This window comes from Caulobacter sp. GW821-FHT12D05 (genome assembly GCF_058807295.1).
The window spans coordinates 60,302-74,908 of record NZ_JBXAQO010000002.1 but is presented as its reverse complement, the minus strand read 5'-3'; the positions used below and the strand labels follow the sequence as shown (position 1 = coordinate 74,908).

The following is a 14,607-nucleotide window of genomic DNA, read 5'->3' as shown; positions in this document are numbered from 1 at the left end:
GTCGTCTTCCGCGCGTCTCGTTCAGGGAGGGCGTCAGGGGATCGATCATGGGGCAATCGCAACCGGGCAAGGCCAGCAAGGCGCCGCGCCCCTCCGAACGCGGGCCCGTTCTCACGCGCATGCGCAATCTGAAGATGGCGCGTTCTGCCCACGCTTATGTGCGCGGCAGCACCGTCAAGTTCTACGAGTGGCTGGAGGCGAGCGGCGGAAAGCTGCCCAGTGGTCCGCCGATCTGGATCTGCGGCGACTGTCATATTGGCAATATGGGCCCGCTGGCCGACGCCAAGGGCCGCGTCGACATCCAGATCCGCGATCTGGACCAGACCGTGATCGGTAATCCGGCCCACGACCTGATCCGCCTGGGTCTGTCCCTGGCCTCGGCGGCGCGCGGCTCGGACCTGCCCGGCGTGATCACCGCCCGCATGCTCGAAGGCCTGATCGAAGGTTACGAGGACGCCTTGGCCGAGGACTTCGACGCCAAGTCGCGCCATCCGCCGATGATCGGCGCGGTCCTGGGCGAGGCGTCCAACCGGACCTGGAAGCATCTGGCGGCCGAGCGCCTCAACGGCAGTCGGCCCGAAATCCCGATCGGCAAACGCTTTTGGCCCGTGAACCGCAGCGAGCGGCGAGAGCTTGAAACCTTGTGTCTCAGCCAGCCGATCCGCGACTTGGTGATGGCCCTGAAGTCGCGCGATCGCAAGGCCGAGATCCGTCTCCTCGACGCCGCCTATTGGATGAAGGGCTGCAGCTCCCTGGGGCGTTTGCGCTACGCTGTCCTACTCGAGGTCGACGGCGGCGACGGCGCGCCCGACATCTGCTTCCTGGACCTGAAGGAGGCGGTGAAGGCCGCCGCGCCGCGTGATCCCAAGGCCGACATGCCGCGCGATAATGCCGAGCGCATCGTCGCCGGCGCGCTGGCGCTGTCACCGAACCTGGGCGAGCGCATGGCCGCCTGTCGCTTGCTGGGCAAGTCGGTAATCGTCCGCGAGCTAATGCCGCAAGACATGAAGATCGAGCTGGTCGGCCTGACGCCGGACGAGGCGATGGCCGCGGCCCAGTCCCTGGCGCGCGTGGTCGGTGACGCGCACGGCCGGCAGATGGATGAGAAGACCCGCCTGACCTGGGGGGCCGAACTGGCCCGCAATCGCTCGGGCCTGCTCGACGCGCCGTCCTGGCTATGGTCCAGCGTCGTGGAGCTGACGGCGGCGCACGAGGCGGCCTACCTCGAACACTGCCGCCGCCATGCTCTGGGTCTGGATCTCTAGGATAAGGCGACGCCGGTTCACTGCCTGGCTCAGCGGGCCTTGGACGGTGAGCGCCCCGTCTTCGTCCGCCGAGGTTCGTTTCCGGCCCAGACGGGCGCGAAGAGCTTGCAGAGCGGAGCCATCAAGGCCGCCACAACCAGCAAGCCGGCTGAGAGTTCGAAGAGCCAGATCATTAGGTTTTCCAAAAGGCGCCAGGCAAAGGGCGCGTTGACGGCGACGCCGTGGGAAATCGGCGAGCGTCCGGAGGCGGAGATCATAGGTATCGAGGTCGCAAGCGCGCGACGTCCGCCACGCGCTTGCGATCGTGCAGGGTCAATAGATGTCGCGGACGTCGACCCTGAGGCTTTTGCTCAACCCGTCGAGCCTGGCCATGATGATCGCCTGTCCCTTGGGGCCGAGATAACCCTGGCGGGTGCGCAAAGATTGCTCCTGGCGCTCGATGGCGACGAGCGTGCGTCTGGCTTGGCTGACCTCCGCCCGGCTCAAGCGGCCGTTCTGCGCGCCGCGATCGATCCGTTCGGCAAGCTGCGCCTGGCGTTCGTCGATGCTGGGCGCGCCTTGTCCCTTGCGTTCGGGGCCTTGGGGCATGTTGGCGTGTTGCGCCCGCGCCTCCGTGGCGAACCATTGGCCGCGCGCGTCATAATAACCGACTGCCTCGCCACGGACCCAGCGGCCCTTGTCATAATAACCCGGCTGAGGATCGGCGATCCAGGCGCCGTTGGCGTCGCGACGTCCGCTGGCCTGGCCCTCCATCCAGTGGCCGTCGGCGTCGTAACGGCCCGTGGCAGGGCCCGATATCCACTGCCCGGACCGGTCGTAATAGCCTGACGCGGCGGTGATCCAGCGTCCGTCCTGGGCATAGTAGCCGCCGGCCGAAGCCGGGACCCAGACGTTGTTGGCATAGTAGCCGCTCGCCGAGGCGTCCGTGTTGGCCTGCACCCAGCGTCCGTCGCGCCCGTAGTAGCCGCGCGGCGCGCCGTCGACCCAGCCGCCATCGCGGTTGAAGTAGCCGGTGGCGTCGCCTCGGGCGACGGTGTTGGCGTGCCAGGCGCCTTGGTTGTCATAGAAGCCGTAGGCGCGAGCGCAGTCTTGCTTGCCCTTCGTCGCCTGATTGCCGATCAGGGCGCCAGCGACGCCGCCAACGACCGCGCCTTCATTGCGATTGCCATGACCAGCGATAGCGCTGCCTGCGAGGGCGCCGATACCCGCGCCAGCGAGGGCGCCGACAACGCGGGCGCCTTGCCGCTGCTCGCAGGTCTGTTGCGCGAGCGCGAGGGTGGGGATCAGGGCCGCGGCGCAGACGCCGGCGACCAGGGTTTGAATTCGCATTTTGTGGGGGTTCCTAGGGAAGAGGCGTACTCTTTCCAGAAGGGATATATAGTCTGCTTCATTTATATATTCAAGAATTAAAGAAAGTAATTATGCGTGGAACCAAAATGAAGTTATGAATTGTGAAGAATCTGAAATTCTAAAGCGATGTAAATTCAGATATTTGATTCTGCCTTTACCCGAAGGATCTCGGATCCTGCGGGGTGATGTCCCATCCCTGAGCATTCCGCTCCGCAAGGCCGAGGTCGGTTAAGGCCCGAGCGCTGGAGATGTTGATATACGGGACCTCTTTGCCCTGGCGCTTGCGCTCCAGGTTCTCAAGGGCGTTTCGTTGAGCGTCGGTCAGGTTCATATGCAAGCAACGCGTAGCAGACCGCAAAGGCCCAGATTTACACAGGCATCGTCACTGGAAAGCCTGGCTTGCCGTCAGCGCAGCATGGGCTTGATGGCCGCCAGGTCATTGCGCAGGGTGGTGGCGGCGACGCCGGCCTCGCCCATGGCGTGGCTGATCTGGTCCAGGCCCAGCACCACGTCGCCAGCGGCGTAGAGGCCGGGGATGCTGGTGCGCTGATGAGCGTCGACCTTGATGCAGCCGTCCTCGGTGACCGCCGCGCCCAGGGCCCGCGCAAGGTTGGAATGGACGTCCGATCCCAGCGACGGATAGACGGCGTCGAAGCGCAGACGTCCCGCCGTGCAGGTCACAACAAGACCGTCGCTCTCAAGGTGGAAGTCACACACCGGGCCGGCGAAGCGTTTGACGCCAAGGGTGTCGAGACGCGCGCGGGCAGCCTCGTCCAGCCCATCTTCGCCGGTCAAACCGATCAAGCTGACGTCGGCGGTGTAGCTGCGCAAGAACTCGGCCTCCCGAGCCGCTCGTGGACCACGGCCGACAACCGCTACAACCTGGTCGGTGACTTCGTAGCCGTCGCAGACGGGGCAGTAACGCAGGCGGCCTTGCCGGAGCGCCTCGGCATGAAGGTCGTTGTTCATGAACGGCCGGCGGTTGGTCACGCCGGTGGCTAGCAGGACCGTGCGGGCCGAGATTTCGCGATCGGCCAGGGTGGCGAAAAAGCCATCGGCGCCGCGCCTAAGATCGGTGACGCGTCCGGCGATCAGCTCGGTTCCGTACAGGACAGCCTGTTCGCGCATCCGCTCCAGCAGCGCCACGCCGGAGATCCCTTCGGGAAATCCGGCGTGGTTGCGGGTGAGCGGGATCTGCGCTGCGCGACTGTCGCCGGCGTCGACCACTTGCACGGACAGGTGGAAGCGCGCGGCGTAGATCGCGGCGGTCAGGCCGGCAGGCCCGCCGCCGATGATCAGGCAATCGATCATGCCGGCCAGGATGACCGCCTAGTCTTTCAGGCTGGCCGGAACATGGCCGCCGTTCTCGGCCAGCTTGGCCCAGACCGCCTTTTGCAGGGCGATGTTCTGCTCGGCGCTGCCGTCGGCGCCGACATGGACGCCAAGCTCCTGGCCCAGCTCCGTGCGCGCCTGGAGACTGGAGTCCAAGTCCAGCAGCTTCAGCAGGTCGACGATCGAGGTGCGCCAGTTGCCGCCACCGCCCTTCTGCGCCGCCAGGTCAGTCAGAACGGCCTCGACGTCGACGGGCGCAGAGGGCGCCGGAGTGGACGAAGGCGCTGCTGGGGTGGTCGCAGCGGGCGCGGCCTGAGGCGCTGGGTGCGGCGCTTCCGAGGCCGGGTTGCGGTGGAAGATCTTGTTCAGGATGCTGCTGAAGATGCTCATGTAAATCCTACTGTAGGTCTCACGCGAGGCGTGCGATGTCGGGCTAATCCGCCCGGCTGGGCTTCGTTCCGAGGTGTCGTTAGGCCGCCGCCGCCAGCGGCTTGGGCGGCGGACGCACCAGGGGCTCGCGCGCCCAAACGCGGCCGGCCGAAGCCGCGGCGATGAAGTCGTCGAGGCTGGCGTCGGGCAAGGCGATCAGGCCCGCGTCGTCATCGGGTCCGACATCGATGATCCCGCCGGCCGCGAACAGCGGCGCGGCCGAGGGCAGGTAGGCAATGACCTTCAGGTGGCCGTAGGCGTCGCGCAGGAAGTTGACCGCCGCCGCCTCGATCGCCAGCTGCTCGCCGCCATCGTCGGACGGCAGGATCGCCACCGCGTCGAACAATACCGAAGGACCACCGTCGATCTTGTGATCGACCGGTAGCACCGCGCCGCTGGCCGTGGTGACGCCATAGATGGTCGGGCCGATGATCTGTAGCTTGGCGCCGGCGGCTTCGACCGCTGCCTTCAACTTGGCGATCAGCTTGTCGTCGCAGCCGTCGCTGACCAGGGCGCCGATCTTGCGACCCTCCAGGGTCGGCGCGGCCTTGGCCAGCAAGCTGAGCATCGGCGAAGGCTCCATGTCCTTGGCCGGGATCGGGGCAGGGGCGGGGACGATCTTGCCCGGGAAGCCCAGACCCTCGGCCACCGACTGGGCAAGGAAGTCGTCGATATGGGCCAGCCGCGACAGCACCGCCTCACGGATGCGTGGCGTCACGCACTTGCTGAGCTCGAAGACCAGGGCCGCGACGATGTGGTCCTGCTCGGGCTTGGTCTGGCTGGCGAAGAACAGGCGGGCCTGAGTGTAGTGGTCGGCGAAGGTCTCGGGCCGCAGACGCAGCTGCTCGCCGGCCTCGGGATTGGGGAAGGTCTGGTAGCCGGTCTCCAGCGACTCCCGCGCCACCGCGGCGCCGAGACTGGAGGGCTCATAGTTCACCTGACCCTTGGGCACGCCCATCTGCATGTGGCCGTCACGCTGCAGGTTGTGGAATGGGCACTTGGGCTGGTTGATCGGGATCTGGTGGAAGTTGGGCCCGCCCAGGCGCTTCAGCTGCGTGTCCTGGTACGAAAACAGCCGGCCTTGCAGCAGCGGGTCGTTGGTGAAGTCGATCCCCGGCACGACGTGCGCGGCGCAGTAGGCGACCTGCTCAGTCTCGGCGAAGAAGTTGTCGGGGTTGCGGTCCAACACCATGCGGCCGACCACGCGCAGGGGGATGACCTCCTCGGGGATCAGCTTGGTGGCGTCCAGCACGTCGAAGTCGAAGCTGTCGGCCTGTTCCTGGGTGAAGGTCTGCAGGCAGAACTCCCACTCAGGGAAGTCGCCGCCCTCGATGGCTTCCCACAGGTCGCGGCGGTGGAAGTCGGGATCGGCGCCGTTGATCTTCAGGGCTTCGTCCCAGACCACCGACTGGGCGCCCAGCTTAGGCCGCCAGTGGAACTTGACGAAGGTGCTGTCGCCCGCCGCGTTGATCAGCCTGAAGGTATGGACGCCGAAACCTTCCATCATCCGCAGCGAGCGCGGGATGGCCCGGTCGCTCATCGCCCACATGATCATGTGCATGCTCTCGGGCGTCAGCGAGATGAAGTCCCAGAAGGTGTCGTGAGCCGTCGCCGCCTGCGGGAACTCGCGGTCGGGATCCTGCTTGGCCGCGTGGATCAGGTCGGGAAACTTGATGGCGTCCTGGATAAAGAAGACCGGCATGTTGTTGCCGACGAGATCGAAGTTGCCCTGCTGGGTATAGAACTTGACCGCAAAGCCGCGCACATCGCGCGGCAGGTCGGCCGAGCCCTTGTTGCCGGCTACGGTCGAGAAGCGGGTGAACACCGGAGTCCGCTCGCCCGGCCGCTGCAAGAAGTCGGCGGCGGTGACGTCGGCGCACGAGTCCAGACACTCGAAGAAGCCGTGCGCGGCCGAGCCGCGGGCATGGACCACGCGCTCGGGAATGCGCTCGTGGTCGAAGTGCATGATCTTTTCGCGCAGGATGAAGTCTTGCAGCAGCACCGGACCGCGCGCGCCGGCCTTCAGCGAGTTCTGGTTGTCGCCGATCGGCACGCCCTGATTGGTGGTCAGCTGGGTGTCCGGGCCGTCCGCCTGCTGGTGCGTCTCGCCGCCAGGCGCGACTAGGACTTCGCCCTCGGTCGACGGACCGGCGGGCTGGGGGATCTTCAGTGCGGTCGGGGGCTTGGCGCTGACGCGCGAGGCCTTGGTCTTCGCCGGGGTGGCCATGAGCGTCTTTCGATTGGATGGATGTGCAGGGCTAACGTTGGCCGCAAGCCGAGGTTGCGGTCGGCCATCCGACACATCGGGCGCTGCTCCTTGCGGTCGGGCGACGCCGTGACCCCGCTTCGGGGGCGATGACTGAACCTAGCTTGAGCTTCGGCGTTGAACCGATGTGCGTCGCCTCGGGGGTCCGGCGCGTCATCCGCGGAGCGACTATGTCTGAAGTAAGGGCCGAGAGCCAAAGCGCGCGCGTCAGCACGGGCGTGCCTGGCCTTGACGACATCCTAGGCGGAGGGCTGACGCGCGACCGCATCTATCTAGTCGAGGGCACGCCCGGCTCGGGCAAGACTACCCTGGCGCTGCAGTTCCTACTGAAGGGGCGGGAGCTTGGAGAAAGCGGGCTCTACATCACCTTGTCAGAGACCGAGCCTGAGCTGAAGGCCGCCGCCGCCAGCCACGGCTGGTCGCTGGACGGCATCGACCTGTTCGAACTGGTCAGCGAAGAGGGCCTGGACCCCGACAGCGAGCAGTCGGTGCTGCACCCCTCCGACGTGGAGCTGGGCGAGACCACGCGTGGGGTGATGAAGCAGGTCGAGGAGACCAAGCCGCTGCGCGTGGTGTTCGACAGCCTGTCGGAGATGCGGCTGCTGGCCCAGAACCCGCTACGCCATCGCCGCCAGATCCTGGCGCTGAAGCACTTCTTCGCGACTCGCAAATGCACGGTCCTGCTGCTGGACGACCAGACCGCCGAGGACGGTGACCTGCAGCTGCACAGCATCGCTCATGGCGTGATCAGCCTGCGCCGCATGACCCAGGAATACGGCGCGCAGCGTCGCCAGATCGAAGTGGTCAAGATGCGGGGCATCAAGTTCCGTGGCGGCTTCCACGACTTCTCGCTCGACACCGGCGGCATCCAGGTCTTCGAACGTCTGGTGGCGGCCGACCATCGGAGGACCTTCGCCCAGGAGATGGTGTCCACGGGCTCGCCGGGTATCGACGCCCTGATTGGCGGCGGGCTTTCCCGGGGCACCAACACCTTGATCAGCGGGCCGTCGGGCGTGGGCAAGACCACCACGTCGATCCGCTGCGCCCTAACCGCGCTCGAGCGGGGCGAGACGGTCGCCTACTATCTGTTCGACGAGGGCCTGACGACCCTGCTGACGCGCTCCAAGGCGATGGGCATGGACCTCAAGCCCTACATCGACAGTGGCCACATGGTCGTGCGGGCTGTCGATCCAGCCGAGTTGTCGCCGGGCGAGTTTGCCTTCCACGTCCGTGACGCCGTGGAGCGCCTAGGCGCTCGGACCATCGTCATCGACAGCCTCAACGCCTACCTGCAGGCCATGCCCGGACAGAAGTTCCTGCTGCTGCAGATGCACGAGCTTTTGACCTATCTCAACCAGCAGGGCGTGGTGACCCTGCTGATCCTGGGTCAGCACGGCTTTATCGGCGAAGTCCGCAGTGACATCGATCTCAGCTATCTTAGCGACGGCATCCTGCTGTTTCGCTTCTTCGAAGCCGCCGGTTCGGTGCTGACGGCGATCTCGGCGGTCAAGAGCCGCACAGCCGCCCACGAGAAGACCATTCGCGAGATCCGCCTGACCGAACACGGTATCGAGGTCGGCCAGGCGCTGACCGACTTCCAAGGCGTGATGTCTGGCCTGCCGTCCTATCAGGGCAAGATCGACATGCTCGGCGAGGAGAATGCTCGGCCGGTTGATGCCTAAGCCGATCCTCATCCTGGCGCCGCGCGGGCGCGACGCGGCTGTCATCGCCGAGACCCTCGGTCATGTCGGTCACGCCTCGCAGATTTGTAGCGACCTGACCATGTTGACCCAAACGCTGGGCGACGAGGCCGGCGCGGCGATCCTGACCGAAGAGGCGTTGGCCCAAGGGGCTACGGACGCGTTGACAGACTGGCTTGCCGATCAGCCCAGCTGGTCGGACTTTCCGTTCATCGTGCTGGTCACCAAGCAGCCGGGAAAGCGCGGCCAGGCCGACGCAGAGCGTCTGCGCGGCATCGGCAACATCGTGCTGCTGGAGCGGCCGATCAACGCCGAGACCCTGATCAGTGCGGCGCACTCGGCGATCCGCGCACGCCATCGCCAGTACATCGCCCGCGATCACTTGCACGCTCAAGCGAAGGCCGAAGAGCAGCTGCGCTTCGCTCTTGAGGCCGGCAAGCTGGGCGAGTGGGATCTCGACGTCGACAGCGGCGCCCTGACCACCTCGGCGGCGACCCGCGCGCACTTTGGCCATGGTCCCGATCAGCCCCTGACAATGGCCAGCATCGAGGCGGCGGTCCACCCTGATGATGAGGCCCTGCGGGCCACAGCGGTTAATGCGTCCATCACCCGCGGCGAGGACTACGACGTCGAGTACCGGATCTTCTGGCCGGACGGCTCGCTGCACTGGGTGCAGGTGCGCGGCCGCCTCAACCGACTTCGAACCGGTGAGCCGCGCCGGATATCGGGGGTCAGCCTCGATATTACCGGACGCAAGACCGCCGAGGCGGAGCTACGGCTGCTCAACGAGACGCTTGAGGAGCGCATCGCCGACGGTGTTCGCGACCTCCAGCGCGCCAACGAGCGCCTGCTGGCCGAGATCAGCGAGCGTGAGCAGGCCCAGGCTGCCCTGGTTCAGGCCCAGAAGATGGACGCCATCGGCCAGCTGACCGGCGGCATTGCCCACGACTTCAACAATCTGCTGACCGCCATCGTCGGCAATATCGACATGATCGAGCGGCGTAGCGACGATGAGCGCGTCAAGCGCATGGCCGCCAACGCCCGAGAAGGCGTGGAGCGCGCCACCAAACTCACCGCGCAGCTCCTGGCCTTCTCGCGCAGTCAGCAACTGGACCTGCAGCCGGTCGAAGTCGACACGCTGATCACCGGCATGGACGATCTGCTGACCCGGACCCTGGGGCATACGGTCGAGGTTCGCATGGCGCTGGCCGCCGGCGCGGCGCGGGCCAAGGCCGACGCCAACCAGCTGGAGCTGGCGGTGTTGAACCTGGCCATCAACGCCCGTGACGCCATGGGCGACGGCGGCGTGGTGACCATATCCAGTCGGATCTCAGATGAGTGGCATGAGGGCCTGCAGCCCGGCGATCACGTCGTTATCGCGGTCAGCGATACTGGCCACGGCATTCCCGAGGCGCTGCTGCAGAAGGTTTTCGACCCCTTCTTCACGACCAAGAGCGTGGGCAAGGGGACGGGGCTTGGCCTCAGCCAGGTTTATGGCATCGCTACTCAGTCGAGCGGCACGGTGCGGATCGATAGCACCGTCGGCGTCGGCACGACGATCGAGATCTGGCTGCCGGTCACCGAAGCCGGCGATCGCATCCGGCCCAGCGACATTCCGCCGAACGAGACCCCGCTCAGCGAAGGCGAGCGCGTTCTGGTGATCGACGACGATCCCAGCGTCCGCCGGTTCTTGGTCCAGTGCCTGCGATCATTGGGCTACCGAGTCACCGAAGCGTCGGGCGGGCAGGAGGGGCTGGCGCGCCTTATCGAGGATCGACCCGATCTGATGGTCGTCGACTTCGCCATGCCGGGCATGGACGGCGCTCAGGTCGCCAGGCAGGCGCGGCAGGTCATTCCCGCCCTCGGCATGTTGCTGATCACCGGCTACGCCGACGCGGGCGCCATCCGCGAGCTGGTCAATTCGGAGGCGGTGCTGCGCAAGCCCTTCAAGGTCAGCGACTTGGCGGTTGCTGTTCGTAAGGCGTTGAGTGAGCGCGCTGCCGTCGTTGGGTAGCGCAACCTCGCAAGCTTGCGTGGATCTCCGCCCGATGCGGTTGACTGCTAAAGTTGGGGGCCTGGGGCTCATATTGGCCAACGTGAGCCAATGTCCGCTTTCGCTACGAACTTGTCGAGGCGGTCGAGTGTATTGTGCTTTGAGATCAAGGTCATTGCGCGCATCCAGGCGCTCAGCGACGGCCATCGCCGTTCGTAAATGTCATCGGGGCTGAAGAATGTTTTCTAGGTCCTGGTCCCAATAGGGCTCAGGACCAAAGCGCTCGGTCAGCCAGTCGATCAGAACCCGCACCTTCGGCGCCAACTCGCGCGAGCTGGGATAGAGCGCCCAAAGGGTCTGGGTCGAAACCAGCGGATACTCCGTGAGCACCGGCACGAGGCGGCCCGAACGCAGCTCGTCTGGGGCGCACCAGGTCGCCATCAGGGCGATCCCGAGCCCCGCGCTGGCGGCGTCGCGCACGGCCACACCGTCATTGATCCGCAGGCAAGGGCTAATCCGCCGCTCGATCGCCTGTCCGTCCTTGCTCCTGAATGTCCACAGATCGAGCGTGCCGACCACCAGGCAGGCATGATCGACAAGATCGTCGGGCGTCTTGGGGCGACCGTGTCGTTCCAGATAGTCGGGCGAGGCCACCAGTACGCGCCGGTCTGGAGCGAGCCGGCGCGCGACGAAGGACGAGTCCCCAAGTTCGGCGTACCGGACCGCCACGTCGAAGGCGCCTTCGACGAGGTCGACGACGCTGTCGGACATGCGCAGGTCGATGGCCAGGTCGGGATATCGGCCGCAAAAATCGGGCAGCGCCGGCACGATATGCAACCGTGCGAAGGACGCCGGCGCTGCAACCCGCAACGTGCCGCGAGGCGCGGCATGCTGGCGTCCAAGCGAAGCTTGAGCGACTTCGGCCGCAAACACCATGTGCTCGGCGTGCGGCAGGAAGGCCAGGCCGTCCTCGGTCAAGGTCACTTGCCGGGTCGTTCGATGGAGAAGGCGGGCCCCAAGCTGCCGCTCCAGCGCCGCCAGCCGGGCGCTGGCGCTTGCCGGCGTCACGCCGATATCGCGGGCGGCCGCACTGATGCTCCGGAGCCGGGCGATGCGGACGAACAGGTTCAGATCATCGACGTCCATGCGCCACTTTAAATGTTTTCTTGAAGATGCTTCTGGATTTGACCAACTACCGTCGATCGCCCCGAGAAGTCAGATAGCGACGAACACGGCCCCGGTACAGCCGGCCGTAAAGTCAAAGGCACAGGCGATGATTATCCAGAAGACAAAAGCGGCCGATCCTCCGGTCGTCGGCCAGGCGTCCACGCGCAGGCCTTGGGAGCGGCGTTCGGTTCGGTCGTGGCTGTCGCAATCGGGCATGGGGCTGATCGCGACCGTCTCGGTGCTCAGCGCCTGCGCCACGCCCCCCGCCGGGCCCGCCCTAGCGGCGCGCGGGGAATGCCGCGCAGAAACCGTTCGCGAACTTCGCCAGGCCGGTCCGCAGGGCAAGTCTCCGCCGATGTTCGTCGATCGGCAGGTTCAGACCTGCGAGCCGGGCGCCGCCGGCTTTGCGAGCCCTGGCCAGAAGCACTGAGCCGCAAGTCCGTTCAAAGAGAAGGAAACACGATGATCAAGACCATGAAGGCCGCCGTGCTCACCCGCTTTGGCGGGCCGGATGCGTTCGAGCTGCGGGACGCGCCCGTGCCAGCTGTCGGGCCCCAGCAGGTTCGGGTGCGCGTCCATGCCACCGCCGTGAACCCGCTCGACTACCAGATCCGCCGCGGTGACTACAAAGATTACGTGCAACTGCCCGCGATCACCGGCCATGATGTCTCGGGCGTTGTTGAAGAGGTCGGATCCGAGGTCGCCAAGTTCGCGCCCGGCGATGAAGTCTACTACACGCCGAAGATCTTCGGCGCCGCCGGTTCCTACGCCGAGCAGCATGTCGTCGATGTGGACCTGGTCGCCCGCAAGCCGCGTAACCTCAGCCATCTCGAGGCCGCCAGCCTGACACTTGCGGGCGGAACGGTCTGGGAGGCGTTTGTTGAACGCGCAAAGCTGAGCGTGGGAGAGGTGATCCTCATTCACGGCGGCGCAGGGGGCGTGGGCACGCTCGCGATCCAGGTCGCCAAGGCGATTGGCGCGCGGGTCATCACGACCGCGCTCGCCAAAGACCATGATTTCGTGCGGTCTCTGGGTGCTGATGAGGCGATCGACTTCACCACGAACGACTATGTCGAGGAAGTCACCCGGATGACGGACGGCCGCGGCGTCAATGTTGTGTTCGACACCATCGGGGGCGACACCCTCGCCAGGAGTCCTCTGGCCCTCGCTCCGTTCGGCCGCGTGGTCAGTCTCGTCGACATCGCTCAACCACAGAACCTCATTGAGGCCTGGGGAAAGAACGCCTCTTACCACTTCGTGTTCACCCGCCAGAACCAGGGCAAGCTGGATGCGCTCACGGCGCTGGTCGAGCGCGGTCTCGTAAAGCCGGTCATCGGGGCGACACTGCCGCTCGCCCGGATCGGTGAGGCCCACGATCTTCTCGAGAACGGCTCCGCCAGGGGCTTGCGGGGCAAGGTCGTGATCGACGTCGTGGGCGAGACCCTGGCTTTGCCGGATGGCCAGCGCTCTGGAGAACTCTAATGGTGACGGAGTTTGCTTTGTTTGGCGTCGAACGGGGCTGCGGCCCCAAGTTCGAGGCGGCCTTCGCCAGCGTCGTTTCCTTACTGGCCGATGCAGACGGCTATTTGCGGCATCGTCTCGTGCGAACGCTCGACGAGGCGGATCTCTACCTTCTCCAGGTTGAATGGCGTGATCTGGCCGCCCATACGCAGGGCTTCGAGCCCAGTGACGCGCACGCGCAGTTCATGGCCGCCCTGGAGCTCTGGCTGGTCGGAAACCCTACTGTCGTGCACGTCCAGACTGGCATGATCATCGGGGGCGTCGATGGCGCCTAGATCGCAGATCTGGGGGGGCGCAAAGCGAGGCGCTCGCCGACGCGATAGACGCCCCCAAGACCACGATTTCGATCGAGATTCCTGGCGGATTATTGCTCCATCCCGACGGTTGATGCTGCGAAGGCGAGGCTGACCTGCGCGAGGGAGGGACGGGCGACGAGCCGTCGGAATGACCAGGTCCAGCAAATACGCCAATGGCAGCAATTGGCGCAGTGCAGATTTGCGCGGTGAACGTTCGATCCCTCGGGCTTGGAGCAATGTCGGCTAGAGGCGGATTGGGCGCTATTGTCTCTCCGAGCCACCAAACAGCGGCGCCTCTCCTCGGGTGAGCAAATTTCCGGTCAGATACTGCTTGTACCACTCCAGAAGCGCCATGGCGTCCTCGGCTGCGGCGCGGTCGCTGGTGAAGAGCATTTCGATGGCCAAGCCGCGCATGGCGGCGCGGTGTAGGCGGACCATGCGCTCGATCGCGTCCTGGTCGCGGACCCCCAGGGCGTTGGCCATCTGCCAGACGCCTTCGCGCTGACTGGTCTCGAACGCGCCGGCAATGGCTGGGAAGCGCTCCCCCAAGGCCGGATCGCTGCGCGAGGCGATGATGATCTCGATCAGGGCGATGGCCGGCGGTTCACGCATCACCTCCCAGGTGGCCTCGGTGATGGCCAGATAGCGATCGATGCCCTCGGGCACGGCGGCCAGTCGGCGGCGCACGTAGCGATCCTGGTGGGCGGCGGCGGACTCGGCCACCGCGATGATCAGATCGACCTTGGTCGGAAAGTGGTGGAGCATGGCGCCCCGGCTGACGCTGGCCTCCTCCATGACCAACTGGGTCGTCGTGGCGGCGTAGCCGACCCGATGCAGGCAGGCGATGGCCGCATCGACCAGCCGCTGGCGCATGGCCGCGCTGCGTTCGGCGTGCGGACCCCGCACCTTGCCGTTTCGACCGAGGGTTGAATCTGAATTTGCCGTCATCTTGAACGGCAAATGAGGGCAATTCCCAATCTCTGTCCAGTTGGATTGGTAAAAGGGCGCGATTGGCGGTCACTGTTGACGGCAAACCGTGTTCGTGTTTGTCTGTCTCAAACGGTTGTTCGGCTCCTCTTCTGGGAGGCTCTGACACCGGTGTCGCCCTGATCTGGCGGCAAAAAGCGCCGGATGCGCGTCTCTTGGGTCCGGCGAAGACGAAAAGGGGAGGCGGGCATGAGGAACACGACCAGGACGGCGCGCGCGCCAGCGATCCTGCTTCTGGCGTCAGCTTCGACTGTATTTGGCCGGTCCGGGGTGTCCGTCGCTGCCTTTTCGAATTTCCTCC

At 65.8% G+C, this 14,607-nt stretch carries 12 protein-coding genes; 5 read left to right on the top strand and 7 right to left on the bottom strand.

Features of this window, described 5'->3' with window-relative positions; all coding sequences use genetic code 11:
- Positions 1-47 precede the first annotated feature (47 nt).
- Complete coding sequence (locus tag AC1RRR_RS07710; RefSeq protein ID WP_492811911.1) at positions 48-1,265, top strand: DUF2252 family protein; 1,218 nt, start codon at positions 48-50, stop codon at positions 1,263-1,265.
- A gap of 312 nt (positions 1,266-1,577) precedes the next feature.
- On the opposite strand, the gene AC1RRR_RS07705 is transcribed toward AC1RRR_RS07710, so the two are convergent.
- The 4 genes from AC1RRR_RS07705 to AC1RRR_RS07690 form a co-directional block, all read right to left on the bottom strand.
- Positions 1,578-2,594, bottom strand: coding sequence for a glycine zipper 2TM domain-containing protein (locus AC1RRR_RS07705; RefSeq protein ID WP_492811909.1), 1,017 nt, complete (start codon positions 2,592-2,594; stop codon positions 1,578-1,580).
- A 426-nt stretch (positions 2,595-3,020) separates the two neighbouring features.
- The gene (locus AC1RRR_RS07700) at positions 3,021-3,926 is read right to left on the bottom strand and encodes an NAD(P)/FAD-dependent oxidoreductase (protein WP_492811907.1); all 906 of its coding nucleotides are present in this window, start codon (positions 3,924-3,926) and stop codon (positions 3,021-3,023) included.
- A gap of 18 nt (positions 3,927-3,944) precedes the next feature.
- The gene (locus AC1RRR_RS07695; protein ID WP_492811906.1) at positions 3,945-4,337 is read right to left on the bottom strand and encodes a DUF3597 family protein; all 393 of its coding nucleotides are present in this window, start codon (positions 4,335-4,337) and stop codon (positions 3,945-3,947) included.
- Between the two features lie 79 nt (positions 4,338-4,416).
- Positions 4,417-6,603 (bottom strand): catalase, encoded by a 2,187-nt coding sequence (locus AC1RRR_RS07690; RefSeq protein WP_492811904.1) that lies wholly within the window; start codon positions 6,601-6,603, stop codon positions 4,417-4,419.
- Between the two features lie 209 nt (positions 6,604-6,812).
- On the opposite strand from AC1RRR_RS07690, the gene AC1RRR_RS07685 reads away from it, so the two are divergent.
- Together AC1RRR_RS07685 and AC1RRR_RS07680 are read left to right on the top strand one after the other, a co-directional pair.
- A complete protein-coding gene (locus tag AC1RRR_RS07685) occupies positions 6,813-8,324 on the top strand; it encodes an ATPase domain-containing protein (protein WP_492811902.1) in 1,512 nt (503 codons plus the stop codon).
- Complete coding sequence (locus AC1RRR_RS07680) at positions 8,302-10,356, top strand: ATP-binding protein (protein WP_492811900.1); 2,055 nt, start codon at positions 8,302-8,304, stop codon at positions 10,354-10,356. The genes AC1RRR_RS07685 and AC1RRR_RS07680 overlap by 23 nt, the downstream gene beginning before the upstream one ends.
- A 201-nt stretch (positions 10,357-10,557) precedes the next feature.
- Here the strand turns inward: AC1RRR_RS07680 and AC1RRR_RS07675 are convergent, their stop codons facing one another.
- Both AC1RRR_RS07675 and AC1RRR_RS07670 read right to left on the bottom strand, forming a co-directional pair.
- The gene (locus tag AC1RRR_RS07675) at positions 10,558-11,481 is read right to left on the bottom strand and encodes a LysR family transcriptional regulator (RefSeq protein ID WP_492811898.1); all 924 of its coding nucleotides are present in this window, start codon (positions 11,479-11,481) and stop codon (positions 10,558-10,560) included.
- Between the two features lie 69 nt (positions 11,482-11,550).
- Entirely contained in the window at positions 11,551-11,760 is a 210-nt protein-coding gene (locus tag AC1RRR_RS07670) for a hypothetical protein (protein ID WP_492811896.1), read from the bottom strand.
- Positions 11,761-11,964: 204 nt separating this feature from the next.
- Here AC1RRR_RS07670 and AC1RRR_RS07665 point away from each other — a divergent pair, with 204 nt between their 5' ends.
- Together AC1RRR_RS07665 and AC1RRR_RS07660 are read left to right on the top strand one after the other, a co-directional pair.
- Positions 11,965-12,984 (top strand): zinc-dependent alcohol dehydrogenase family protein, encoded by a 1,020-nt coding sequence (locus AC1RRR_RS07665; RefSeq protein WP_492811894.1) that lies wholly within the window; start codon positions 11,965-11,967, stop codon positions 12,982-12,984.
- Positions 12,984-13,298, top strand: a complete 315-nt coding sequence (locus AC1RRR_RS07660; RefSeq protein WP_492811893.1) for an antibiotic biosynthesis monooxygenase family protein — start codon at positions 12,984-12,986, stop codon at positions 13,296-13,298. Before AC1RRR_RS07665 ends, AC1RRR_RS07660 begins: the two co-directional genes overlap by 1 nt.
- 282 nt (positions 13,299-13,580) lie before the next feature.
- On the opposite strand, the gene AC1RRR_RS07655 is transcribed toward AC1RRR_RS07660, so the two are convergent.
- On the bottom strand, positions 13,581-14,225 hold the full coding sequence (locus AC1RRR_RS07655) for a TetR/AcrR family transcriptional regulator (RefSeq protein WP_492811891.1): 645 nt from the start codon (positions 14,223-14,225) through the stop codon (positions 13,581-13,583).
- Positions 14,226-14,607: the final 382 nt, after the last annotated feature.